Source organism: Marinobacter sp., assembly GCF_044799475.1.
Lineage (GTDB): Bacteria > Pseudomonadota > Gammaproteobacteria > Pseudomonadales > Oleiphilaceae > Marinobacter.
In genome coordinates, this window is the sequence record NZ_CP085217.1 from 1,854,848 (window position 1) to 1,877,765 (window position 22,918).

Consider the following 22,918-nt stretch of genomic DNA (forward strand, 5'->3'; position numbering starts at 1 on the left):
TGCTAATGCTTCGACATCCCGAATTCGATCCCGTGGCCATTTCCCTGGGGCCCATCAAGATTCACTGGTACGGCCTGACCTATCTGGTGGGATTTCTGGTTGGCTGGTGGCTTGGCCGCATCCGCGCCCGCAAGCCCTGGTCGCCCATCACCGAAGTCCAGATGGGCGATCTGTTGTTCTATATCGCCCTGGGTGTGATCCTGGGGGGGCGCATGGGTTATGTGCTCTTCTACAACTTCGACCAGTTTCTCGGCGATCCACTGTCACTGGTCCGAGTCTGGGAAGGCGGCATGTCCTTTCACGGCGGGCTGATTGGCGTGCTGCTGGCCATGTGGTGGTTTGGCCGCAAGATTGAGCGCACCTTTTTTCAGATCGCTGATTTTGTGGCACCTCTGGTTCCGGTTGGTCTGGGGGCAGGGCGCATAGGCAATTTTATCAACGGCGAGCTCTGGGGCAAGCCAACGGATCTTCCCTGGGGCATGGTGTTTCCCCAGGCGCCGGATTCCCTGGCGCGCCACCCCTCCCAGCTTTACCAGTTTGCTCTTGAAGGGGTAGTGCTGTTCATCGTGCTCTGGTGGTTCTCGTCAAAACCGAGGCCGCGGATGGCGGTCAGCGGCTGCTTCCTGACCCTGTATGGGATTTTCCGATTTGCAGTTGAGTTCGTACGACAGCCCGATCCCCATCTGGGATATCTGGCCTGGGGCTGGCTCACCATGGGCCAGGTGCTGTCTTTCCCGATGATTCTGGCCGGGGTGGCGATGATGGTGTACGCATACAGGAGAGAGGCTCAATGAAAGCCTATCTGGATCTCATCAAAGACGTGGTGGACAACGGTCTGGACCGGGGCGACCGAACCGGAGTCGGCACCCGCTCGGTGTTCGGACGGCAGATACGGTTTGACCTTTCGGAAGGCTTTCCCCTGGTCACCACCAAGAAAATCCACCTGCGCAGTATCATTTATGAGCTGCTCTGGTTTCTGCAGGGCTCCACCGACAACCGCTGGCTGCAGGAGCGCAAAGTCAGCATCTGGAATGAGTGGGCGCTGGAAAACGGCGATCTCGGGCCAATCTATGGCAAGCAGTGGCGCAGCTGGCAGTGTCCCAATGGTGAAGTGGTGGACCAGATCACTGAGGTGATTCACCAGATCCGGACCAGACCCAATTCGCGTCGCCTGATCGTATCCGCGTGGAATCCGGCGGAGCTGCCGGATGAATCCCTCACCCCACAGGCCAACGTGGAAGAGGGGCGAATGGCCTTGGCGCCCTGTCACTGCCTGTTCCAGTTCTACGTGGCAGAGGGCCGCCTGTCCTGCCAGCTTTACCAGCGCAGTGCTGATCTTTTTCTTGGGGTGCCGTTCAATATCGCATCCTACAGTCTGCTGACACACATGATTGCCCATCAGTGTGATCTGGAGGTCGGCGACTTTGTTCATACCTTTGGTGATTGCCATCTGTACCAGAACCATCTGACAGACGACATAGTGTTCGAGCAGCTCCGGCGCGAGCCACGGCCTCTGCCGAAACTGGCGATCAAGCGCAAGCCGGCTTCCATTTTCGAGTATGAGCTGGAGGATTTTGAATTCGAGGGCTATAACCCGCATCCATTGATCAGGGCGCCAATTGCAATTTGATCGATAGCTGGGAGTGGCACACCGGCGGGTAGGGTTTTCCGAAAAACGCTGTGAATACGTCCCTGTACGCTTGGGCTCCGCCATCCCTGGCTCCGCACATTTCTGAACCATTACCCCCATTTGCCCGCAGCCCGCAGCTTAAACCTCGAACCATAAGGACTACCTATGAGAAAAGCCCTGATAGTGGCCATGTCCCGGAACCGGGTCATCGGCCGTAACAACAAGTTGCCCTGGTATCTGCCAGGCGACCTGCGTTACTTCAAACAGGTAACCATGGGCAAACCCATCATCATGGGTCGTAAAACCTGGGATTCCATCGGGCGACCCCTGCCGGGACGGCTGAATGTGGTGGTGTCACGGGACCCTGACTGGGAGGCCCCGGACGGGACGGTCAAAGCGGGATCACTGGAAGATGCTTTTGTCAGGGCGGAGGCCCGGGCAGAAATTGAGAATCGGGAGGAAATCATGGTGATCGGCGGAGGACAGATATACGCCGAAGCGCTACCCCACGTGGACAGGATGTACGTCACGCTGGTTCATGATGAGGTTCCGGGAGACGCATGGTTCCCAGAGGTGAACTGGCAGGAGTGGGAAGAAATCGGACGGGAGGATTTCTCCGCGTCCGATAACAATCCCTATGATTACAGCTTTCTGGTCTATCAGCGATTGTCGTCTGACTGACGCACGGGCCGTTTGGTCGGCGGCTTGCCACCAGGACCCGAGGGCTTTCCGCCTCTGGGCGGCGCTGATGGGCGATTGGGTTTGCCCTTGTCGCCGCCGCCAGGACCCTTTTTGAAGCCTGGTTTGGGACCGCGCTTGTCGCCCGGACGGCTTCCCCGGTCGTCCCGACCCCGGCGTTCGGCGGAGGGAATGGGCAGAGCCGTCGGCTGTTCCAGAGGCAGTGTGCCCGGCTGAATCGATTCCATCAGACAGGCCATGGCACCGGCCAACTGGGATATATCCATGTCATTGCGTTCCGCAATACTTTGCAGCAACTCAATGGCTCTGGGGAGCCTGGTGTCCCCGGCGAGCCCAATTAACTGGGTCTCGAACTGCTCTTCCCGCAGCTTCTGGAGATCCGTCGGAGACGGCAGCTGATAGGACTCCATGGGCGAGTTTGTTACACGCTCAAGAGTACGCAGCCAGCTTCGCTCCCGTGGTGTGACCAGCAGAATGGCCTTGCCTTCGCGACCGGCCCGACCGGTACGTCCGACCCGGTGCACATAGGCTTCAGCATCATAAGGCACGTCGTAATTGATGACGTGGGTGATGCGGGGCACATCCAGACCTCTGGCCGCCACATCCGTGGCTACCAGTATGTCCTTTTTACCACGACGGAGTTCGTCCACCGTCAGCTCACGCTGGCGCTGGTTCAGGTCGCCATTCAACGGCGCAACCGCATGGCCTCGGGCGAACAGTTTTTCCGCCAGAACCGTGGTCTCGGCCTTGGTGCGCACGAAAATAATCACTGCATCAAAGGGCTCGACTTCCAGTATCCGGGTCAGGGCATCGAGTTTGCGTTCGGCGTAGACCGGCAGAACGAACTGTCTGATCAGCTTGTCAGTTTTGGCCTGGTTCTCGATTTTGACTTCTTTCGCATTGCTCAGATAGGTCTGGGCAACTTTCCTGATTGCCGGAGGCATGGTTGCCGAGAATAGTGCCCGCTGGCAGTTTTCCGGTGTTGCCGCCAGGATGGCTTCAATGTCATCAATGAAGCCCATCCGGAGCATTTCATCCGCTTCGTCCAGCACCAGGGCCTTCAGCGTGTCCAGTTTGAGAGTGCCGCGCCGCAGGTGATCCAGCAGCCGCCCCGGTGTACCCACAATTACCTGGACTCCGCGCTTGAGTGCCTTGAGCTGCGGATGGAAATCCTGGCCGCCGTAAATTGGCAGGACATGGAAGTTCCGGAAGGAGCTGGCGTAGGTGGTAAAAGCCTCTGCCACCTGGATGGCAAGCTCCCGGGTGGGAGTCAGCACCAGGATCTGTGGCACATTGGCTGTATGTTCAATGCGGCTGAGCAGCGGAAGGGCAAAGGCTGCGGTCTTGCCAGTACCCGTCTGGGCGGTGCCCAGCAGATTGTCGCCGGCGAGCAGAATAGGGATGGCCTGAGCCTGGATGGGCGAGGGCGTTTCATAGCCAACAGCGGCAACGGCTTCAAGCACAGCCGGGTCAAGACCGAGATTGGCAAAAGATTCTATAGACATGAAATAACTCAGAATTCGGAGTGTAAGGCGCAGCAGAGACCGCGCGGGTTGTGACACAGTATACCTGTTTGTCGTATGGTTTTGTACGCATTCGCGACGACCGGGCGTAGGTAATTGCCCGGTTCGTCGGGTCTTGTTCGCAGGCTCGTCCTGCCACCCTTCGAAAATCCTGGAGAATTGTAAATGAATTTCGATGAACTATTGGCGAGCCCGGCCAGTCAGGGTCTCAAAGCACCTGCATCCTGGGCACAGGGACGTGCCACCTTTGGCGGATTGGTGGCAGCTCTTGCCTATGATCGTATGGCCAGAACCGTCGCTGCGGACCGTCCAATGCGCTCAATGCAGGTTTCGTTCGTGGGACCGGTGACCCCGGACTGCGAGCTGGCCATTGAGGCAGAGCTTCTTCGTGAGGGCAGAGGCGTCAGCCAGGCCCGGGCCAATATCATTCAGGAGGGCGAGACCAGGCTGGCGGCCCTGGCGAGCTTTGGTGGCGGGCGTGAATCGACGGTACATGTGGAAGCTGAGCCCGCGCCCGAGGCGGCAGACCCGGAGGCCTGTCAGGGCCTGCCTTACACGGAAGGCGTTACTCCGGAATTCATCCAGCATATAGAGATGCGCTGGGCCTTCGGCTCGATGCCTTTCAGCGGCCGGGGAGGTCGACACATGGGCGGCTGGATGAGATTCAGATCACCCCCTTCCTCCATCGGTGATGCCCAGCTGATTGCGCTCATTGATGCCTGGCCACCTACGCTGTTGCCGCACCTGAAGAGCCCCGCCCTGACGAGCACCCTGAGCTGGTCATTTGATATCGTCCACCCCCGCCCTGCCATCAATCCGGATGAATGGCTTCTCTATCGCGCAACCATTGATCAGGCCGGGCATGGTTATGGCCACACCCATGCCGGAATATGGACACGAAAAGGCGAGCTGGTGGCAGTCAGCCGCCAGGCGGTGACCGTATTCGGCTAGTGTTCAGGAATGCCGGCCCGGGCGGATTTGTCAGGCCGCGAGCGAGGCCTTGCAGGCATCAGTGATAATGCGGGCAAAGTCCTCCGGTGAGTCTTCCTGCAGAAAATGGCCACCCTTCAGGGTTATGTGAGGCTGTCCGTGGGCGCCCGGAATGTGGCGCTGAAGATACCGGTCACCGCCCTGGTGAACGGGGTCGCCGCTACTGAAGCAGGTAATAAACGGCTTGCGCCATTTCTTCAGGACCTCCCAGGCTTCGCGGTTGGCGAGACTGGTGGGGTCCTCCGGGGATGTGGGCATGAGGCGGGGAAAGGCGCGGGCGCCAGCCTTGTGGAGTGCTGTGGGAAAGGGCGCTTCATAGGCAGAAAGCTCTGCACGGCTGAGCGTCCGGGCGGTGCCCAGCTGAATTATGCGACTGATGGGGAACCAGGGGCTGTATCTGGCAAAATTTTTCCAGACGGTGAAGGCGGTGGGAGCAGTTTCTTCTCCAGTAGGGAGCATCCCGTTGCCCACGATGATCCGCTCAAAACGGTCCGGATGCTCGGCCACCAGCCGCAGGCCCAGCAGTGAGCCCCAGTTCTGGCACACCAGGGTGATGTGATGCAGATTCAGGCTTTCCAGCCAGCAATTCAGCCACCGTAAATGATTGTCGTAGCTGTAGTCCGCAATCTCGGACGGCTTGTCCGATTTGCCAAAACCGATCAGGTCCGGCGCCAGTACTCTGTGGCCCTCCCCTGCAACCCGGGGAATCACGTGGCGGTAAAGATAGGACCAGGAAGGTTCGCCATGCAGCATTACAACCGGATGTTGATCCCCTGGTCCCTCGTCAACATAGTGCATTCTCAGTCGGGGATCGACGTCCAGATAGTTTGGAGCAAAAGGATAATCTGCCAACCCGGCAAAGCGGGCTTCGTCGGTTTTTAGGATGCGCATGCCATCGACTGTCCTGACTGATAGGATGCCCGGCCGTTGTATGGCGAGCTCGATACCAGCTTAAATCAGATGGCAAAAAGATGTGTTTCGTTTGCGTAACAGCGCGTTGCCCGATTGCTTCAGGATGCGAGATCCACGATGCGGGATGGATTGTCCACCCGGGAGAGAGCGTCATCACAGCAGTTTACTGAGCCACAGTCATCAGCGCTGCAAAGGCCTATGACAGCACATGAGCCGTCGAAATCCCGGTCCCCCGGGTTACGGAAGATTTTTGATGGCGACAGTATGGAGTTGCAGTGGCCGCATAGCAGTGATGGGTTGACTGAGCTCTGTGCCAGCTGTGCCTGATAATGTGTCTGGTGGGTCATTGAGCATGCTCCTTGGCCGGCTGGGCCCTTCCGTTTAATTTTTTGTCTATCTTTAAACTATAAGGTACGAGTGTGTCATTTAAAGGGCAGCAGAGTTCAGGGATCGTCAATGCTACCGCGCGGACGCCGATTGGAACGCTTGTCTTCCCAGCTCAGGGCTTGGGGGTCATACCGGCCCAGAGCATCAAGCACCCTCCGCCGGGTGGGTCCGGAGAGGGTCTCCCAGAGGGCATTGAAATCCTCCAGGCCTTTTTCCCGCTGTCGCAGTTGGCGGCTTTGCAGGCGTCGAAGCAGCAGCGGCAGGCGAAGCGCCTGGCCCAGCTGCCCAGGAACGAGCACCTCCTGCCCCATGACCTTTCTGCGATGCATTCGGCTCGCCAGGATTCGGTCAAGGGCGCGGGCAGCTTCCAGCGCTGTGTCTGTGTCAAACGTATCAGTATTCAATGATCTGGTCCGTTCCTGGTCCCTTTTCGGTCCCGCTGTGCAGTTTCTGTTGGCCGTCGCGGACAATCACTATAGCCTGCCTGCAATCTCCCTTACCATGGGCCTCATGGTAAGGTATGCAACCGCCTGATCGCACATCGGACGATGGAATGCGGGGCTCCTGAACAGCAACACAAATGATGGAAGGGTTTATGTACGACGCTCTGGAAAGGCGGTCATTTCTCGCCATGCTTGTGCTGGTGACTCTGGCATTCCTGCTGCTGATGAAACCGTTTGCCGGTCCCATATTCTGGGCGGTGGCCATTGCCCTGATTTTCCACCCCTTGCAGAGGGTCCTGATCCGGCGGCTGGGTAACCGGCCAAATATCGTGGCACTGCTGACATTGCTGACCTGCATGTTCATCGTGGTGATTCCCGTTATCGTTCTGGTTTCTTCCCTGGTGGCAGAGGGCGTGAGCCTGTACCAGCAGATACAGGCAGGAGAAATCCGGCCAGGGGAATATATCGACAGGATCAATGCGTCATTTCCTGCCATCCAGGGGTTTCTCGGCCAGTTCAATATCGATTTCGCGGAACTCCGGGACAGAGCTTCCAATGCGTTTGTAGGCGCCACCCAGTTCTTCGCAAAGCAGGCCCTGGGTTTTGGCCAGAACACCTTTCAGTTTTTTCTTGGTCTTGCCCTGATGGTCTACCTGGCGTTCTTCCTCCTCCGTGATGGCACCCGCCTCGTGGATCTGCTCATCAGGGCTCTGCCGCTGGGAGATGAGCGGGAACGCCTGCTCTTCAACAAGTTTGCCGAGGTCACCCGGGCGACGGTCAAGGGGAATCTTCTGATTGCCCTGATCCAGGGTGCACTCGGCGGTGGCATCTTCTGGGCCCTGGGTATCCAGGGCGCCCTGATCTGGGGGGTAGTGATGGCCATTGTGTCACTGCTTCCGGCGGTAGGGGCGGCACTGGTATGGGTACCTGCAGCTCTCTATCTCGCCGCCATCGGCAGCATTATCCCGGCGATTATCCTGACCGCCTTCGGGGTGGTGGTTATAGGGCTCGCGGACAACGTTCTGCGGCCCATTCTGGTTGGGCGGGACACCAAGCTGCCCGATTATATAGTGTTGCTCTCGACCCTCGGCGGCATAGTGATGTTTGGCATTAATGGCTTTGTGATGGGACCGCTGGTAGCCGCCCTGTTCATGGCATTCTGGGGGATCTTTATGCGTGAGTTCAGCGAAGGTGAAGGCACGCGCCGGCCGACCGGCGCCACGGAATCCGCCAGCGAAGGTGGTGCTGGCGGAACCGGGGATCAGGGCGGGGAATAGCGGGAGCGCGCTCACCCGGGTGTCATTACGGGTTCACCTCCGGGGCGTTGTGCTAAAGTATGAGCAGGGAGGCGGACACCAGAGCCTCGCAGCAGGCCTGACCGAAGCTCGCGATCAGGCCGGATTCTTATAACAGGAGCGTAGCAGGAGACAGGCATGACAGGATTTTTCAGGAATTTCGGGGGCAGGTCTCTGGCTGCCGGAGCTGTTTTTGCGGCCCTGGTCGGAGCCGGAGCCGGCGTCCAGGCGAATGAGACGGTTGCGGTCAAGCATGCCCTTTATGGCGCAGGCTATGACATCGACAATGTCAGTCCGGAGATGGGTGACGCGACTCGCGAGGCGCTGAAGGCTTTCCAGAAGGACCATCCTGACCTCGCCGTTACCGGTGAAGTTGATGAGCCAACCAGAAAAGCGCTTGGTATTGTGTCTGTGGAGATTGCCGCCAACTCTCAACAGGCGGGCGGGGAGTCCGAGGATGATCTCGTGGTGCCCGCTGAGCCAGCCGCGGCTGATGCCCCTCCGGTTGTGACGGAAGAAGATGACGGTGGCTGGTCGTTTTTCTAGGCGTGCCTGAATAACGCCCGGCCCACCGCCTGAGCCTTCAATCCAGCTTGGACAGGTCCCTCACCGCGCCCTTGTCGGCGCTGGTTGCCAGCAGGGCATAGGCCCGGAGCGCCGCAGAGACCTTGCGTGGGCGGGGCTGATCCGGCTTCCATCCGGTTGCGTTACGATGTTCCCGGCGCCGATCCAGCTCATGCTGATCCAGCTGTACGTGGATCGACCGGTCGGGAATATCTATACGGATCAGATCGCCATTTTCAATCAGCCCGATTGCGCCTCCCGCTGCAGCTTCCGGTGACGCATGGCCGATGGAAAGGCCCGACGTTCCGCCGGAAAATCGTCCGTCTGTCAGCAGGGCACAGTCCTTGCCCAGCCCTCTGGATTTCAGATAGCTGGTCGGATACAGCATTTCCTGCATACCAGGGCCGCCCTTTGGCCCTTCGTAGCGGATAATCACGACCTCGCCTGCCCTCACCTGGTCGTCCAGAATACCGGCTACTGCGTCTTCCTGACTCTCAAAAATCCTGGCAGGTCCCTCGAATACGTAAATGCTCTCGTCGACACCCGCGGTCTTGACCACACATCCGTCAAGGGCGATGTTGCCAAAGAGAACAGCCAGACCCCCCTGGGCAGAGTAGGCGTTTTCTGCCGAACGGATGCAGCCGGTGGCGCGGTCGCCGTCCACCGACGGCCATCGGGTACTCTGGCTGAAAGCCTGCTGGGTGGGTATGCCAGCAGGCCCGGCCCGGAAAAATTCGATCACTTCCGGTGTGGGATTGCGCATGATGTCCCAGCGGTCCAGAGCTTCGGCGAGGGTCCTGCTATGGACGGTGGGCAGGCTGGCGTCAATCAGTCCCGCCCGCTCCAGCTCACCAAGTATGCCCATGACTCCGCCGGCCCGGTGCACGTCCTCCATGTGATACCTGGGAGAATTGGGGGCCACCTTGCATAGTTGGGGGACTTTCCGGGATAGCTGGTCAATGTCGTTGAGGGTGAAAGGCACCCCGCCTTCCTGGGCTGCCGCGAGCAGGTGCAGGATGGTATTGGTGGAGCCTCCCATGGCCACATCCAGCACCATGGCATTCTCGAACGCCGCCATGGAGGCGATGCTCAGGGGCAGTACACTCGCATCATCCTGTTCGTAATAGCGTCTGGCATTCTCCACAATCTGGCGGCCTGCCTTCAAAAACAGCTCTTCCCGGTCAGAATGTGTCGCCAGCAGTGAGCCATTACCAGGCAGCGACAGGCCGATGGCCTCGGTGAGGCAGTTCATGGAATTTGCGGTAAACATGCCGGAACAGGAGCCACAGGTGGGGCAGGCACTGCGTTCATATTCCGCGACCTTGTCGTCGCTGGCGTCAGGATCCGCCGCAATCACCATGGCATCAACCAGGTCCAGCTTGTGTTCGGAGAGCTTCGTTTTGCCAGCCTCCATGGGGCCGCCGGAGACAAACACTGTGGGGATGTTGAGACGCAGGGCCGCCATCAACATGCCAGGGGTGATTTTGTCGCAGTTGGAGATGCATACCAGGGCGTCAGCGCAGTGGGCGTTAACCATGTATTCGACGGAATCGGCGATGATCTCGCGGGACGGCAGCGAATACAGCATTCCATCGTGCCCCATGGCAATGCCATCGTCGACGGCGATGGTGTTGAACTCCTTGGCCACGCCGCCTGCAGCCTCGATCTCCCGGCATACCAACTGGCCCAGGTCCTTGAGGTGCACGTGGCCGGGCACAAACTGGGTGAAGGAGTTGGCAACAGCGATGATCGGTTTGCCGAAATCATCATCCTTCATACCGGTGGCGCGCCATAGTGCGCGGGCGCCGGCCATGTTGCGGCCTGCGGTTGAGGTCCGGGAGCGATACTGGGGCATGGTGTTAATGTCTCTTGTAGTCGTTCGGAAAGCCGGAAATATACCAGATAAATAATCGGGCGCGTGGTTGTTTTGATGCCCTCCAGTTACACTTGAAGCAGATTCCGGAGTGATCCCCAGGTGAATGATTTGTCCATGCAGGTACCGCTTTTTCCGCTAAATTCAATTGTCCTCCCGCGCGGGCGGATTCCGCTCCAGCTGTTTGAGCCCCGCTATATCGACATGCTCACCCGTTGCCTCAAGGAGGACAGCGGTTTCGTGGTGGTGCTGCTGCGGGACGGTACCGAAACCAGCCAGTTTGCTCCCTTTCATGACGTGGGCACGTACGTGCGGATCGTTGATTTTCAGCAGTTGGACAACGGCCTGCTGGGAATCACGGTGGAGGGGGAGTCCAAGGTGGCCATTGGCCGGTGCTGGCGGGCTCCCGACGGTCTGAATTTCGGCGAGGTCGACGTGCTGAAAGCAGAGGTGAATCCGGGCGTGCCGGACGTCCTGTCGGAGCTTCCCGTTGTGCTGAAGGCACTGCTAAAACACCCTGTAATCAACGACCTGGAAATGACCGTGGACTTTGAGGATGCCCGGGAGGTGGGGTGGCGTCTGACTGAGCTTTTGCCGCTGGACAAGCAGGAAAAGCAGAAGCTGGTAGAGCTGCAGGACCCCATTGAGCGCCTCGAACGCCTCCATGCACTGCTGGAAGCCCTGGAGTGACTCAGCCTGAAGCTGTGGGAGCATAGATCACCAGAGCTTCCGGCCATGAAAGAACCGTGTACATAATCGCCATGGCTACCCACAGCACCAAAGCGAGAATGCTGAAAGCATCGAGGGACAGTGGTGTCTGATCATAGCGGCTGTAACTGACCCGGGTGAATCCGCAGATAGCCAGGCCCAGCAGCAGGCCGCCAACGACATCGCTTTGCCAGTGGACACCAAGATAGAGACGGCTGATGGCCATCAGCAGAAGCGGTACCCCAAATGCAAGGTAAACGCGCCATCTTTTACGGCTGCCAGATTCCCTGGCGACGAAGCTGGCTGCCAGTCCGAGTATAATCGCCGAGCCGGCGACATGGCCACTTGGGTAGGAGCCGGAATCCGGCGGCCGAAGGACGGCATCCGGTCGCGGCATGTCGAATCCGCTCTTCATCAGTGTGACCGTAACCCCGGTAACCAGCATGGCCATACCGACATGAATGGCCGCCGCATAATAGCCCCGGAACGCCAGGGTCCCTATGGCGACGCTGGCGGTGAAGGCCAGAAACTCCGGGTCCCCCATCAGTGTCATTACCAGCGCAGGGGGGTCGAAGAGAGGATGCCTCAGGGTGAGAAAGAACCCGAGTACGTAGCTGTCGAGACTTTCGAGCATCCCGGTTGCCAGTGTCAGCGACGACCAGATGAGAAACAGGGCCGTGCCGGCGAGAGCGAGTGTCAGTGATGCCAGCGGAAACTCCCCGGGCTGCCCCGGCCGATGGCTGCTCAGGCCGTGCCAGACGCCATGAGTAACGTCGTCCCCCACCATCCACGACTGTACCCGGAGATAAAACCGGCTGCCGCTGTCCAGCCCCAGTTGGACGCGTACAAACAGCAGCCAGGACATGACGAGTAAAAAAATGCTGACCGCCAGAATCGGGTAGAAATAGCGGGGTAGATCAATGTCCATGGCCAGGGTGCTGCCCACCAGAAACCCAGGCAGGATATAAAACGGCGCCCAGGCCAGGGCAGATGCCAGGTTAAAAACCAGAAAGCGGCGGCCATCCATGGCAAACGTTCCGGCCACCATTGGAATGACTGGCCGGATGGGTCCCACAAAGCGGCCAATCACAATACTCTTGCCTCCATGCTGGCGGAAAAACACTTCTCCCCGGTCAAGCATTGACGGGTAGCGGCTGAACGGCCAGATCGAATGCAGGCGACCCTGGAACCTGCGGCCAAGCCAGAAACTCACATTGTCTCCAACGACTGCGCCGAGGGCCGTCCAGACCAGAACCTGCATCAGTGGCATGCCGGACTGGCCAGCCAGCAGCGCGATGGCAAACAGAATAGCCACTCCTGGCACTACCAGGCCGACCACAGCGAGAGACTCGGCAAAGGCAACAAGGGCGAGCGCGACGGCCAGCCAGCCGGGATTGAGGGAAAGCCACTGGGAAATGCCTTCGAGCCATTCCGGAACCATGGTCAGCCGCGGGCCCCGTGGCTATACCAGATGGAGTCATGGCCGCGCCGGACCGCTTCTGTAAGGGCCTGGCGGACACGGTTGCGGAGGATTTCACTGCGGGTATCAGTGGCTGTCCGGGTGGTGCAGCCAAGGCTTACGGTCAGCCTGCCCACAATCGGCCATCGGTGCTCGCCGAGAGTGCGCCGGATGCGCTCGGCGATAACACGGACACCTTCTTCTGGCGTAAATGGCAGGATCAGGAAAAACTCACCGTTATCCAGGGTGTATAGCGTATCTCCGGCACGGGTCACCTCAAACAGTTGTTGGGTGACCTCGTGGACCAGCATCTGACGGCCGGATTCGCCGTGCAGGTCCCTGATTTCATCTATGTAATCGACTGCCAGCATGATGACCGAGAGGGAGTGGCCGGTAACTGTGGCACGGCTGATCTCCTTCTGCAGCGTTTCATCCAGAAATCTCGCGTTGTGAGCGCCGGTGATGGGGTCGGTGATGGCCAGGTCTTCCGCAGACTGGGCCATGTGATTGTATTGCCAGATACAGAGCCCTGCCGTAGCCAGAAGCAGCAGCGCGGAAGCCATAATCAGCAGGGCCTCGGCCAAAGGCTGATGGCGGAACACATAAAAGGCCATCGGGACACACAGGGCAACGGAAAGTATCACCCCCTGGCGCAGTGGCAGGATCAGAATGTTAAGCAGGATGGCCGGGAGACACCAGTAGCTGATATCCCCCCGCTCCATGGTAATAAGGGCACCCGTCAGTGCCAGATTCAGCGCAAACAGAATAACCAGGTGGCCCGGGGCGCGCAGTTGCTGACGCCGCCATATCAGGGTGTATGCGGCCCCGGCGATAGTAAGAATGACGAGAGCCGTTGCCAGATAAAACAGCTCGTAAAAGCCATAGCGGAGGTTCTGGATGGCGAGCCCGATAATGAACAGAGCGGCCAACAGGTAGCCTGCAAAATGGGTATAGGTGCGCAGGCGGGTTTCAGTCATGGGGTTGTGCTCCTGCTGCCCGTGGGCCGGCTCCGGCGGCGTGCTGATCCGACCAGGCGCTGTAGGACTGGGTCCGGTTGCCTCCCTGTCGCTGGGCACGGCGCAGGGCATTGGCGACAGATTGCTGAAGGCTGTCGGCGGTATCGCCAATGTTCAGGCCTGCCACCCCCGCGCTGACTGTCAGGTCGAGGTCATGGGAGGCCAGCAGGGCTCCCAGACCTTTGCGGATTCCGGCAGCTCTCGCTGCTGCCTCAGCACTGGTATTGCCGGGCAGAATGATCAGGAACTGGAGGTCTGCCACCCGGTAATAGGTATCAAAGTCCCGCAGCTGGGAATGCAGAAAACGGCCAATCCGGGGCAGAATTGCGCGAATGTCTTCGTCAGGGTCGGTGCTGCTGAGGTGGGTGTCCAGGCCGATCATGGCCACCGCCATGTCAGTGCCTTCCCGCTCGCTGCGCCGGATTTCCTTGTGGAGGTCAGCGGACAGGTAATCCCGGCTTGCGGCCTGGGTCAGTTCATCAGTGCGCCTGAGCGGGGCCAGCTGGCGATTCTTGTATTCCCGCATGAACACCAGGATGCAGGACAGGGCAGTTGTCAGGAAAAGAGAGCCGATCAGCTGAAGTCGGTCCGGACCAACGCTGACAGTCAGATCAGAAACAGCAACTGCAGTCAGGCATACCAGTGTGATGACTGCTGCCAGTGCCAGAGGCAGGGTTGCGAAAAGGGCCAGCGGCAGCACGAACAGCCAGTAGTTAAGGCTTGCCGGTCCAAGCCACAGGCTGGCACAAAGCTCGACAGCGAGCAGGAGGATCAGTGCGCTGTTGATGTGGCGCCAGGGTTGTTGCTGGTGGGCAGGGCGTACGGCGGGTGTGGTCCAGATAAAGGCGGCAGCGGTCGCTGCGGCAAGGGCTGGGAGCCAGCCCGAAGCCAGAAAGCCATAAAGACAGAGGGCCAGCAGCAACAGGCAGGCTGTGCGGGCAAGGCGGCTCAATAAAAATTTTTCGGCCATCTGGGCCATTACGCTCGTCCTTCTGTCTTCCTGTTTGCCGCAGGCGCCCTCGGGCTTCTGAATCCATTTTCCTGAAAGCTCTTTTGCAGCGGTATAATAGAGCAACCAGTGCCAATGTCTAATCAATACCAGACGCGGGTCCGGATACTCAAATCCGGGGTGCGTAGCGCCCACGCTGCAGGTACAGTAGTCACTTTAACGTCAGATGTGGATAGTTTCAGATGGATATTGCAGCTTATATGGCTGAGGTGGGCCAGCAGGCCCGTGATGCGGCCAGAATCATGGCCCGTTCCACCACCGCAGTCCGTAACCAGGCCCTGCTGGCAATAGCGGAGATTCTCGATGCCGGCCGGAATGAACTGGTCATGGCGAACGCCAGGGATCTGGAGAAAGGGCGGGAAAACGGTCTTGAACCCGCCATGCTTGACCGTCTCGAACTCAGTTCTGCGCGTATTGACGCGATGATCGAAGGGCTGCGTCAGGTCGCCGCCCTGCCAGATCCGATTGGCGAGATCACCGGCATGACCTACAGGCCTTCCGGAATCCAGGTCGGGCGCATGCGGGTGCCTCTTGGCGTCATTGGCATTATTTACGAGTCCCGGCCCAATGTGACCGTCGAGGCAGCGAGTCTGTGCCTGAAATCCGGCAATGCCGCGATCCTGCGGGGCGGTTCCGAATCGATCCACTCAAACCAGGCCATTGCGGCGTGCATCATGCGGGGGCTCGAGATGGCCGGCCTTCCGGAAAGCGGGGTTCAGGTGATCAGAACCACCGACAGAGCAGCAGTGGGTGAGCTTATCACCATGCCCAAATACGTCGATGTTATTGTGCCCAGGGGCGGCAAAGGCCTGATTGAGCGCATCAGCCGGGATGCCCGGGTGCCTGTCATCAAGCATCTGGACGGGATCTGCCATGTGTATATAGATGGCGCAGCCGATCCCGGGAAGGCCCTGCGCGTGGCAGTGAATGCCAAAACCCAGCGCTATGGCACCTGCAACACCATGGAAACCCTGCTGGTGGACCGGGAAGTGGCCGAAAGCATCCTGCCATTGCTGGCCCAGGCCTTCCATGAAAAAGGCGTGGAGTTGCGGGGCTGTGAAGTGACCCGAAGCCTGGTGAGTGGAATCAATACCGCCACGGAAGAAGACTGGGCCACTGAGTACCTGGCGCCGGTGCTGTCGATCCGGGTGGTTGACGGCCTGGATGCAGCCATGGAGCACATCAATCGCTACAGCTCCCAGCACACCGACAGCATTGTGACGGAGAACTACACCCGTGCCCGCCGTTTCATCACCGAAGTGGATTCGGCATCAGTGATGGTTAACGCGTCCACCCGGTTCGCCGATGGTTTTGAATACGGCCTGGGTGCTGAAATCGGCATATCCACCGACAAGATTCACGCTCGCGGCCCGGTCGGGCTGGAAGGGCTTACCTCGCAGAAATACGTGGTATTCGGTGACGGCCACATACGGACCTGATATGCGATGCATCTGATTTTCGGGGGTACATTTGATCCCATTCACAATGGTCACCTGAGGCTGGCAGTGGAGCTCCGGGAAAGGCTGGGAGTGCCCCGGGTTGCACTGATGCCCTGCCACATCCCGCCTCATCGGGAGCAGCCAGGAACATCCAGTGACGACCGCCTTCATCTTCTTGAACTGGCCATCGGCAATGAACCGGGTCTTCACGTTGACCCCCGGGAGCTGGGCCGGTCGGGTGCCTCCTATACAGCAGAGAGCCTTCGTCAGCTGCGCAAGGAGCTCGGAGACCAGAAATCCATTGCCATGGTGGTTGGTACTGATTCCTTTGCTTCTTTCCACAAATGGCAGGACTGGCAGTCGATCCCGGACCTGGCCCATATCATCATTGTAAATCGCCCGGGGGTGGATCTGGATCCGGACAGCGAAGCCGGGCGCCTGCTTGCGGAACGCCAGGCAAAGGAGGCCGCTGAACTCGAGGCCAGCCCCGCGGGCCTGTGCTTCAGGATGAACCTCCCCCTGCTGGCGATCTCAGCAACCGGGATCCGCGACCGGATCCGCTCCGGGCGGTCCCCCCGCTACCTTTTGCCTGATCGGGTCTGGGAGGAAATCCAGGCCCGGCAGCTTTATGGCCTGAAGTCCTGAGGCCTGCAGCACAGAGCCGTTTCCGGATGACCTGGTGCGGGGTTTTAGTGATACAATTGGGGCGTAAATCATTTGCCGGGCGGTAATCCGCCTCCCGGCGGTTCAGCAGGGTGAGTATGCAGGCAGAGCAATTGAAAGAAGCAGTGGTTGACGCACTTGAAAACGTCAAGGCCCGGGATATCAGCATTATCGACGTCCGGGATCGTACCAGCGTTACGGATTACATGGTCCTGGCGTCTGGTACTTCCAACCGTCATGTTCGTTCACTGGCGGACTCGGTGGTTAATGAGGTCAAGGGCAAAGGCCTCAAAACAGCCAGTGTTGAGGGCGCCGATGCCAGTGACTGGGTTCTGATTGACCTGGGCGATGTGGTGGTGCACGTCATGATGCCTGCGACCCGCGAGTTCTATGATCTGGAGCGCCTCTGGCGGGATGCGCCCGCTATCGGCGCTGCAGGCAGCGAGTAAGCATGCGGCTGAGGCTTATCTGCGTCGGGCAGAAAATGCCGGCTTGGGTCAGTCACGGTTATCAGGAATATGCCCGGAGGATGCCGCCGGAGCTTCCTCTTGAGATAACCGAGATAGCTCTTGCCCACCGGGGTAAAAATGCTGACATTCCCCGGCTGGTCCAGCGTGAAGGAGATGCGGCTCTTGCTGCCTGTGGCAGGGCAGACCGGATTGTAGCCCTGGAGGTGAAAGGGCGGCCCTGGTCGACAGAAGATCTGGCGGAGCAGCTTGAGCGGTGGCAACAGGATGGGCAGGATGTCAGCTTCATGGTGGGAGGGCCGGATGGCCTTTCTGAGGCTTGCCGTAACCGGGCGGCTCAGCAGTGGTCACTTTCGCCGCTCACCCTGCCGCACCCGCTGGTTCGAATTCTGATTGCGGAACAGCTTTACCGTGCATGGACTGTCACCCGAAATCACCCCTATCACCGTGCCTGAATCCGGAATAGCCTATGCCCTGGGGTGAATTCAAAGACACGGCTGCCGAGCGCCGCATCTTCCAGAGCCGCACCCTGTTCATGGTGGTCATGCTGATAGTGCTCATGGGTATCCTGCTGGCACGGATGTATCAGTTGCAGGTTATACAGCACGAAACCTTTTCAACCATGTCGGACAAAAACCGGGTGCAGGTGCAGTCAGTGGCTCCCACTCGCGGCCTGGTGTATGACCGGAATGGTGTCCTGCTGGCTGAAAATCGGCCGGTATTCAGTGTCACTATCGTTCCCGAGCGGGTGGAAAATCTGCCGGAGACCCTCGCCGAGCTGCAGCGGATCCTGAACATTCCAGACGAGGATCTGGAGCGTTTCCAGCGCAGGCTCCGGGAACCCCGGCGCCCGTTCCAGGAACTGCCTCTGCGTTATGACCTGACCGAGCAGGAAATAGCCAGCATGGCCATCCACCGCCATGAACTTCCCGGCGTGGAGGTTAGCGCCGAGCTGGTTCGCTACTACCCCCATGCCGAAATGACCGCCCATGCCCTTGGCTATGTAGGCCGCATCAATCCCCAGGAACTGCAGCGAATTGACCCGGTGGACTACGCGGGCACCAACTATATAGGCAAGTCTGGCATTGAGCGATTTTACGAGGACCTGCTCCACGGTTCCGTGGGCTACCAGCATGTGGAAACCAATGCCAGGGGTCGGACCCTGAGAGTTCTTGAAAGGGAAAATCCGGAGTCCGGAGAAGATATCCGGCTTCATCTGGATATGCGGCTCCAGCAACTGGCATTCAACCTGCTTGAGGGTCGGCGTGGCGCCGTGATCGCCATCGAACCTGCCACCGGGGGCGTGTTGGCACTGGCCAGTGTGCCCGGATTCGACGCCAATCTGTTTGTCACCGGAATTGGTGTTGAAGCTTATCGCGAACTCAACGAGTCCCCCGACAAACCGCTGTTTAACAGGGCCCTGCGGGGCCAATACCCACCCGGCTCAACCATCAAGCCCATGTATGGCATTGCCGGCCTGGACAGTGGCATTACCAGCCGTGACCGCGAAATCTGGGACCCGGGTTATTTCAAGCTGAACCCCAATGGCAGGCGGTACCGGGACTGGAAACGCAGCGGCCATGGCTGGGTCGATCTGAAGGACTCCATCGCCCAGTCCTGCGACATCTATTTCTATGACCTGGCCGTCAGGATGGGGGTGGACACCATGCATGACTACCTCACAAGGTTCGGTTTTGGTGAACAGACGTCCCTGGATATCAGCGGCGCGCTGTCCGGCCTGGCTCCATCGAAGGAGTGGAAGCGGGGGGCGCGCAATGAGCCGTGGTATCCGGGGGATTCCGTCAACCTTGGCATAGGGCAGGGGTTTATGCTGGCTACACCATTGCAGCTGGCCACCGCCACCGCCGTCATGGCAAACCGGGGACGCTGGGAACAACCGCGCCTGCTCAAGGAAGTGATAGGCGACCAGCCTTCTCTGCAGGGTCCGCCGCCTGCCACCCGGGAGGACATAGTGCTTGCTGATCAGAGCGACTGGGATTATGTGATCCAGGGCATGGAGGACGTAATGCATGGGCCCAAGGGGACGGCCAGGGCAGCCGGGCGGGGAGCCAGCTATCTGATGGCAGGAAAGACAGGAACGGCCCAGGTCTTCAGTCTGGCGGAAGACGAGGAGTATGAAGAGGAAGAGGTCCGGGAGCGGCTTCGGGATCACGCCCTGTTTGTGGGGTTTGCACCGGTGGATGAGCCCCGGATCGCAGTCGCAGTCATTGTGGAAAACGGCGGCAGCGGCAGTGGAACAGCTGCTCCGATTGCCCGCGCGCTCTTCGATGCCTGGCTGGTCGGATTCCCGGCAGAGGTGACGCCGGTGGTTGCCGAAGCCCGGCCGGAGGAGTCCCACTGATGGCCGGCCGCAACTTTCTGAATCATTCCACCATTCAGCCCCTTTCCGGTGCCAGAAGTCCCTGGGCCATGCTTCACCTGGACCCGGTTCTGCTTGTGTTGCTGCTGGCTCTGGTATCTTTTGGGCTGTTCATTCTGTACAGCGGTGCCGATAGCGAGATTGCCCTCGTCAAGGCCCAGGGCATGCGTATTGGACTCGCTTTTCTGGTCATGGTCCTGTTTGCTCAGCTCGATCCGGCAGTTTACCGGCGCTGGGCTCCCTGGCTTTACGTGGCGGGCCTGGCTGGCCTGGTAGCGGTGCTCCTCGTGGGCGTGGGTGCCAAGGGCGCCCAGCGCTGGCTGGCGCTGCCAGGACTGCCGCGCTTCCAGCCGTCGGAACTGATGAAGCTGGTGGTGCCGATGATGGCCGCCTGGTATCTGTCGCGGCACTTTCTGCCGCCACGCCTGTCCCGGGTCGCACTTGCGCTTGTGCTGGTGTTCCTGCCCATGGCGCTGATCATCCAGCAGCCGGACCTGGGAACCTCGGTACTGGTGGCAGCGGCGGGAGTGTTCGTGGTGTTTTTCGCAGGCATCAGCTGGCGGATTGTGGGCGCCTTTTTTGCCATGGTATCGGTGGCCGCGCCGCTGATGTGGTTCTTTGTCATGCGTGATTACCAGAAACAGCGGGTGCTGACCCTGCTGGATCCTGAAAGCGACCCTCTGGGAGCTGGCTGGAATATCATTCAGTCCAAGACAGCTATCGGCTCCGGCGGCTGGAGCGGCAAGGGCTGGCTGCAGGGCACCCAGTCACACCTGGAGTTTCTGCCTGAGAGCCACACCGACTTTATCGTGGCGGTACTGGCGGAAGAGTTCGGGTTTCTCGGAATACTGGGGCTGCTGGCCCTGTACCTGCTGATAATTCTGCGCTGCCTGTATATTGCGGTGAACGCCCAGGATTCCTTCAGCCGGCTGCTGGCAGGTGCGCTTACCATGACTTTCTTTATTTACATCTTCGTCAATGTGGGCATGGTGAGCGGCCTGTTGCCCATCGTGGGCGTGCCTTTGCCACTGATCAGCTATGGCGGGACATCCATTGTGACCCTGATGGCCGCTTTCGGCATTCTGATGTCGATTCATACCCACAGACGGATGATCACTGCATAGCAGCGGTTACCTTTTGGTTAGAATGGCATCCGGATGATGGTGGATTACGGAAGCCCCATGATAATCTTGGCCGCTCGGGCCTGATGCCCGCAGATTCAGGGCATCAATCCACTATAATTGCAGTCATTTGTGCGGTGCGGCCGTACAGGTGTCTTCCGCGGGATGCAGGCGTCCAATGAACAGGTTTGCAATCAACAGAACAGGCCGGTCTTCGGCTGCGGAATTGCGTTTTGCGCTGCTGGCAACGATTTCTCTCCTTGTCCTCGCCGGTTGTGCCTCACGTAGCGAAAGCCCTGAGCCTTCGTCCCGATACAGTATCTCCCAGGACCGGGGGCCAGCCAGTGACGTTGATGTCAGCGGTCTGGAGGATGCCAGCCCAAGGTACGAAGCTCCCCGCTCCGCGGGCAACAGATCACCTTACACGGTCTGGGGTAAAAGCTACGACGTCATGTCATCGGCGGACGGTTATGTCGAGCGGGGCATTGCCAGCTGGTATGGTGAGAAGTTCCACGGTCACAAAACCTCCAATGGTGAGGTCTTTGACATGTATGCCATGTCTGCGGCCCACAAGTCCCTGCCGATTCCCGGCTATGCAAGGGTAACCAATCTGGATAACGGCCAGTCCGTGATAGTCCGGGTGAATGACCGGGGGCCATTTCATGGTGACCGGCTGATCGACCTGTCCTGGGCTGCCGCCAAAAAGCTTGGCTACCAGTCCCGGGGCACGGCCCGGGTAGAAGTGGCAGCGATCACGGTTCGTGAGGACGGCACCATGAGCCTTGCGGGCAAGCCGTTTCCGGATGCCGGTGCGCCCGTGCCCCTGTCCCCGCCTTCAGAGAGCAGAGGAGAAGGGCTGTTCGTGCAGCTCGGTTCCTTTGGACTTGCAGAAGGCGCCAGCAGTCTCTCTGAGAAGGCACGTGGACAGACCTCCCATCCGGTCCGGGTGCGAAGGGTGGATACCGCTGCCGGGATTTTCCACCGGGTACAGATAGGCCCCTTCCGGGATCCGAATGCAGCCCGGAAGGAGCAGAAAACATTTGAGCGGCAGGGATTCGGCCAGGCCACAGTGCTGACCGACCACCTCTGAAGCGGCACCGGCGCTCCAGCAGCGCGCCACACAACTGAACTTAACCAACAGATTACGATTGAACCATGGCAACCATTCCTATGTTTAGAGCATTCCTGGCCGTCCTCATGCTGGCGGTCGCCGCCGGAGCCCACGCGCAGGCGGTTCTGATTCCCTCGCCACCGTCCATTGATGCCACGTCCCATGTGCTCATGGAGCCTTTCAGCGGAATGGTCCTGATGGAAGGGAACAGTCATGAGCGGCTGCCCCCTGCGAGTCTGACCAAGATGATGACCGCCTACATCGTTGAGCGTGAGCTGGATGAAGGGCGGATTGCCATGAGTGACCGGGTGCCCATCAGTGTCAATGCCTGGAAAACCGGCGGCTCGCGTACCTTCGTCAAGGAGGGCACTGAGGCAACCGTTGGCGACCTGCTGCGGGGTGTGATTATCCAGTCCGGCAATGATGCCAGCGTTGCGCTGGCGGAGTTTGTCGCCGGTAGTGAAGCCGCCTTCGCCGACATCATGAACCAGCAGGCCCGGTTGCTGGGCATGAAAGACACGCATTTTGTCAATGCCACGGGCCTGCCGTCACCGGAACAGTATTCGTCGGCCTATGATCTGGCGATCCTTGCCCGGGCGATCATCACCGATTACCCGGAAAATTATCCTCTCTACGCTGAAAAGCATTTCACCTACAACAATATCCGTCAGCCCAACCGCAACTCGCTGCTCTGGCGTGATCCGTCGGTCGATGGTCTGAAAACCGGCCACACACAGGAGGCAGGTTACTGTCTGGTGGCCTCGGCCAAACGGGATGAAACCCGGTTCATTGCAGTGGTCATGGGCGCCGACAGTGCAGCGGCCCGGGCCCAGGAAATCCAGAAAATGCTCAACTATGGGTTCCGCTACTACGTCAGCGATCAGCTGTTCGCTGCCGGCCAGGAACTGCTTGAAAGCCGGATCTGGGGTGGTGCTTCGGAGAAGGTACAGATTGGTGTCAGAGATGATGTGTTTATCACCATCCCGCGGGGTTCCAGAGGGTCTCTGGAATCAGTGGTGGACGTGGACAGCATCATCAAGGCTCCTCTTCAGACCGGGCAGGAGCTTGGCCGGGTCACCGTCAGCCTCAATGATGAAATTATTGTAGACGAGCCGGTTGTGGCCCTGGTGGGAGTGCAGGAAGGGGGCTTCTTCAAGCGCATCTGGGATGCCATCAAGCTCTTCTTTGCCCAGCTTTTTTCCTGATGGCAGAGCATCAGAACAGGGGGA

General features: G+C 59.3%; 23 protein-coding genes. 15 read left to right on the plus strand and 8 right to left on the minus strand.

The features are described from left to right. Positions 1-5: 5 nt before the first annotated feature. The 3 genes from lgt to LG327_RS08695 all read left to right on the plus strand — a co-directional run bounded on the left by lgt (position 6) and on the right by LG327_RS08695 (position 2,311). Positions 6-794, plus strand: coding sequence for a prolipoprotein diacylglyceryl transferase (lgt, locus tag LG327_RS08685; RefSeq protein WP_404368530.1), 789 nt, complete (start codon positions 6-8; stop codon positions 792-794). Further along, the gene (locus LG327_RS08690; RefSeq protein ID WP_404368533.1) at positions 791-1,630 is read left to right on the plus strand and encodes a thymidylate synthase; all 840 of its coding nucleotides are present in this window, start codon (positions 791-793) and stop codon (positions 1,628-1,630) included. Before lgt ends, LG327_RS08690 begins: the two co-directional genes overlap by 4 nt. 165 nt (positions 1,631-1,795) lie before the next feature. Then, positions 1,796-2,311 carry a dihydrofolate reductase gene (locus tag LG327_RS08695; RefSeq protein ID WP_404368536.1) on the plus strand — a complete coding sequence of 172 codons (516 nt, stop codon included), beginning with the start codon at positions 1,796-1,798 and terminating at the stop codon, positions 2,309-2,311. Here LG327_RS08695 and LG327_RS08700 read toward each other — a convergent pair. Then, the gene (locus LG327_RS08700; RefSeq protein ID WP_404368539.1) at positions 2,290-3,834 is read right to left on the minus strand and encodes a DEAD/DEAH box helicase; all 1,545 of its coding nucleotides are present in this window, start codon (positions 3,832-3,834) and stop codon (positions 2,290-2,292) included. The two genes, LG327_RS08695 and LG327_RS08700, sit on opposite strands and share 22 nt — an antisense overlap. A gap of 183 nt (positions 3,835-4,017) precedes the next feature. Between LG327_RS08700 and LG327_RS08705 the strand changes: the two genes are divergently transcribed. Next, positions 4,018-4,803: an acyl-CoA thioesterase gene (locus tag LG327_RS08705; RefSeq protein ID WP_404368541.1), complete on the plus strand. Its 786-nt coding sequence runs from the start codon at positions 4,018-4,020 to the stop codon at positions 4,801-4,803. 30 nt (positions 4,804-4,833) lie between these two features. Here LG327_RS08705 and LG327_RS08710 read toward each other — a convergent pair whose 3' ends face one another. The 3 genes from LG327_RS08710 to LG327_RS08720 form a co-directional block, all read right to left on the minus strand. Beyond that, positions 4,834-5,733 carry a haloalkane dehalogenase gene (locus tag LG327_RS08710; RefSeq protein ID WP_404368544.1) on the minus strand — a complete coding sequence of 300 codons (900 nt, stop codon included), beginning with the start codon at positions 5,731-5,733 and terminating at the stop codon, positions 4,834-4,836. Between the two features lie 119 nt (positions 5,734-5,852). Then, positions 5,853-6,101, minus strand: coding sequence for a hypothetical protein (locus LG327_RS08715; protein ID WP_404368546.1), 249 nt, complete (start codon positions 6,099-6,101; stop codon positions 5,853-5,855). 96 nt (positions 6,102-6,197) lie between these two features. Further along, complete coding sequence (locus tag LG327_RS08720) at positions 6,198-6,545, minus strand: hypothetical protein (RefSeq protein WP_404368549.1); 348 nt, start codon at positions 6,543-6,545, stop codon at positions 6,198-6,200. Positions 6,546-6,736: 191 nt separating this feature from the next. Here LG327_RS08720 and LG327_RS08725 point away from each other — a divergent pair, with 191 nt between their 5' ends. Continuing rightward, positions 6,737-7,861, plus strand: a complete 1,125-nt coding sequence (locus tag LG327_RS08725) for an AI-2E family transporter (protein ID WP_404369315.1) — start codon at positions 6,737-6,739, stop codon at positions 7,859-7,861. Between the two features lie 156 nt (positions 7,862-8,017). Next, positions 8,018-8,425 carry a peptidoglycan-binding domain-containing protein gene (locus LG327_RS08730; RefSeq protein ID WP_404368551.1) on the plus strand — a complete coding sequence of 136 codons (408 nt, stop codon included), beginning with the start codon at positions 8,018-8,020 and terminating at the stop codon, positions 8,423-8,425. A 37-nt stretch (positions 8,426-8,462) separates the two neighbouring features. On the opposite strand, the gene ilvD is transcribed toward LG327_RS08730, so the two are convergent. Beyond that, on the minus strand, positions 8,463-10,298 hold the full coding sequence (gene ilvD, locus LG327_RS08735) for a dihydroxy-acid dehydratase (RefSeq protein WP_404368554.1): 1,836 nt from the start codon (positions 10,296-10,298) through the stop codon (positions 8,463-8,465). 135 nt (positions 10,299-10,433) lie between these two features. Between ilvD and LG327_RS08740 the strand changes: the two genes are divergently transcribed. Continuing rightward, positions 10,434-11,006: an LON peptidase substrate-binding domain-containing protein gene (locus LG327_RS08740; protein WP_404368557.1), complete on the plus strand. Its 573-nt coding sequence runs from the start codon at positions 10,434-10,436 to the stop codon at positions 11,004-11,006. A 1-nt stretch (position 11,007) separates the two neighbouring features. On the opposite strand, the gene LG327_RS08745 is transcribed toward LG327_RS08740, so the two are convergent. Genes LG327_RS08745 through LG327_RS08755 form a run of 3 tightly spaced genes read right to left on the minus strand, consistent with a single transcriptional unit; the run spans position 11,008 to position 14,478 of the window. Next, complete coding sequence (locus LG327_RS08745; protein ID WP_404368561.1) at positions 11,008-12,465, minus strand: bifunctional DedA family/phosphatase PAP2 family protein; 1,458 nt, start codon at positions 12,463-12,465, stop codon at positions 11,008-11,010. Between the two features lie 2 nt (positions 12,466-12,467). Beyond that, complete coding sequence (locus LG327_RS08750; RefSeq protein WP_404368564.1) at positions 12,468-13,460, minus strand: GGDEF domain-containing protein; 993 nt, start codon at positions 13,458-13,460, stop codon at positions 12,468-12,470. Then, positions 13,453-14,478, minus strand: a complete 1,026-nt coding sequence (locus tag LG327_RS08755; protein WP_404368567.1) for a GGDEF domain-containing protein — start codon at positions 14,476-14,478, stop codon at positions 13,453-13,455. Before LG327_RS08755 ends, LG327_RS08750 begins: the two co-directional genes overlap by 8 nt. 212 nt (positions 14,479-14,690) lie before the next feature. Between LG327_RS08755 and LG327_RS08760 the strand changes: the two genes are divergently transcribed. From LG327_RS08760 to LG327_RS08795, 8 genes are all read left to right on the plus strand, one after another. Continuing rightward, positions 14,691-15,947 (plus strand): glutamate-5-semialdehyde dehydrogenase, encoded by a 1,257-nt coding sequence (locus LG327_RS08760; RefSeq protein WP_404368570.1) that lies wholly within the window; start codon positions 14,691-14,693, stop codon positions 15,945-15,947. A 6-nt stretch (positions 15,948-15,953) separates the two neighbouring features. After that, positions 15,954-16,592, plus strand: a complete 639-nt coding sequence (gene nadD, locus LG327_RS08765; protein WP_404368573.1) for a nicotinate-nucleotide adenylyltransferase — start codon at positions 15,954-15,956, stop codon at positions 16,590-16,592. A 116-nt stretch (positions 16,593-16,708) separates the two neighbouring features. After that, entirely contained in the window at positions 16,709-17,059 is a 351-nt protein-coding gene (rsfS, locus tag LG327_RS08770; protein ID WP_404368576.1) for a ribosome silencing factor, read from the plus strand. Between the two features lie 2 nt (positions 17,060-17,061). Next, the gene (gene rlmH, locus LG327_RS08775; protein WP_404368579.1) at positions 17,062-17,532 is read left to right on the plus strand and encodes a 23S rRNA (pseudouridine(1915)-N(3))-methyltransferase RlmH; all 471 of its coding nucleotides are present in this window, start codon (positions 17,062-17,064) and stop codon (positions 17,530-17,532) included. Between the two features lie 14 nt (positions 17,533-17,546). Continuing rightward, complete coding sequence (mrdA, locus tag LG327_RS08780) at positions 17,547-19,439, plus strand: penicillin-binding protein 2 (protein WP_404368582.1); 1,893 nt, start codon at positions 17,547-17,549, stop codon at positions 19,437-19,439. Continuing rightward, positions 19,439-20,581, plus strand: coding sequence for a rod shape-determining protein RodA (rodA, locus tag LG327_RS08785; RefSeq protein WP_404368585.1), 1,143 nt, complete (start codon positions 19,439-19,441; stop codon positions 20,579-20,581). The genes mrdA and rodA overlap by 1 nt, the downstream gene beginning before the upstream one ends. A gap of 175 nt (positions 20,582-20,756) precedes the next feature. Further along, on the plus strand, positions 20,757-21,668 hold the full coding sequence (locus LG327_RS08790) for a septal ring lytic transglycosylase RlpA family protein (RefSeq protein WP_404368588.1): 912 nt from the start codon (positions 20,757-20,759) through the stop codon (positions 21,666-21,668). Positions 21,669-21,733: 65 nt separating this feature from the next. Further along, a complete protein-coding gene (locus tag LG327_RS08795) occupies positions 21,734-22,894 on the plus strand; it encodes a D-alanyl-D-alanine carboxypeptidase family protein (RefSeq protein WP_404368590.1) in 1,161 nt (386 codons plus the stop codon). The last annotated feature ends 24 nt before the right edge of the window (positions 22,895-22,918 follow it).

Bases quoted from the DNA above. Each gene is read 5' to 3' on its own strand.
- lgt (WP_404368530.1), top strand. From the start codon at position 6: ATGCTTCGACATCCCGAATTCGATCCCGTGGCCATTTCCCTGGGGCCC.
- LG327_RS08690 (WP_404368533.1), top strand. From the start codon at position 791: ATGAAAGCCTATCTGGATCTCATCAAAGACGTGGTGGACAACGGTCTG.
- LG327_RS08695 (WP_404368536.1), top strand. From the start codon at position 1,796: ATGAGAAAAGCCCTGATAGTGGCCATGTCCCGGAACCGGGTCATCGGC.
- LG327_RS08700 (WP_404368539.1), bottom strand. From the start codon at position 3,834: ATGTCTATAGAATCTTTTGCCAATCTCGGTCTTGACCCGGCTGTGCTT.
- LG327_RS08705 (WP_404368541.1), top strand. From the start codon at position 4,018: ATGAATTTCGATGAACTATTGGCGAGCCCGGCCAGTCAGGGTCTCAAA.
- LG327_RS08710 (WP_404368544.1), bottom strand. From the start codon at position 5,733: ATGCGCATCCTAAAAACCGACGAAGCCCGCTTTGCCGGGTTGGCAGAT.
- LG327_RS08715 (WP_404368546.1), bottom strand. From the start codon at position 6,101: ATGACCCACCAGACACATTATCAGGCACAGCTGGCACAGAGCTCAGTC.
- LG327_RS08725 (WP_404369315.1), top strand. From the start codon at position 6,737: ATGTACGACGCTCTGGAAAGGCGGTCATTTCTCGCCATGCTTGTGCTG.
- LG327_RS08730 (WP_404368551.1), top strand. From the start codon at position 8,018: ATGACAGGATTTTTCAGGAATTTCGGGGGCAGGTCTCTGGCTGCCGGA.
- ilvD (WP_404368554.1), bottom strand. From the start codon at position 10,298: ATGCCCCAGTATCGCTCCCGGACCTCAACCGCAGGCCGCAACATGGCC.
- LG327_RS08740 (WP_404368557.1), top strand. From the start codon at position 10,434: ATGCAGGTACCGCTTTTTCCGCTAAATTCAATTGTCCTCCCGCGCGGG.
- LG327_RS08745 (WP_404368561.1), bottom strand. From the start codon at position 12,465: ATGGTTCCGGAATGGCTCGAAGGCATTTCCCAGTGGCTTTCCCTCAAT.
- LG327_RS08750 (WP_404368564.1), bottom strand. From the start codon at position 13,460: ATGACTGAAACCCGCCTGCGCACCTATACCCATTTTGCAGGCTACCTG.
- LG327_RS08755 (WP_404368567.1), bottom strand. From the start codon at position 14,478: ATGGCCCAGATGGCCGAAAAATTTTTATTGAGCCGCCTTGCCCGCACA.
- LG327_RS08760 (WP_404368570.1), top strand. From the start codon at position 14,691: ATGGATATTGCAGCTTATATGGCTGAGGTGGGCCAGCAGGCCCGTGAT.
- nadD (WP_404368573.1), top strand. From the start codon at position 15,954: ATGCATCTGATTTTCGGGGGTACATTTGATCCCATTCACAATGGTCAC.
- rsfS (WP_404368576.1), top strand. From the start codon at position 16,709: ATGCAGGCAGAGCAATTGAAAGAAGCAGTGGTTGACGCACTTGAAAAC.
- rlmH (WP_404368579.1), top strand. From the start codon at position 17,062: ATGCGGCTGAGGCTTATCTGCGTCGGGCAGAAAATGCCGGCTTGGGTC.
- mrdA (WP_404368582.1), top strand. From the start codon at position 17,547: ATGCCCTGGGGTGAATTCAAAGACACGGCTGCCGAGCGCCGCATCTTC.
- rodA (WP_404368585.1), top strand. From the start codon at position 19,439: ATGGCCGGCCGCAACTTTCTGAATCATTCCACCATTCAGCCCCTTTCC.
- LG327_RS08790 (WP_404368588.1), top strand. From the start codon at position 20,757: ATGAACAGGTTTGCAATCAACAGAACAGGCCGGTCTTCGGCTGCGGAA.
- LG327_RS08795 (WP_404368590.1), top strand. From the start codon at position 21,734: ATGGCAACCATTCCTATGTTTAGAGCATTCCTGGCCGTCCTCATGCTG.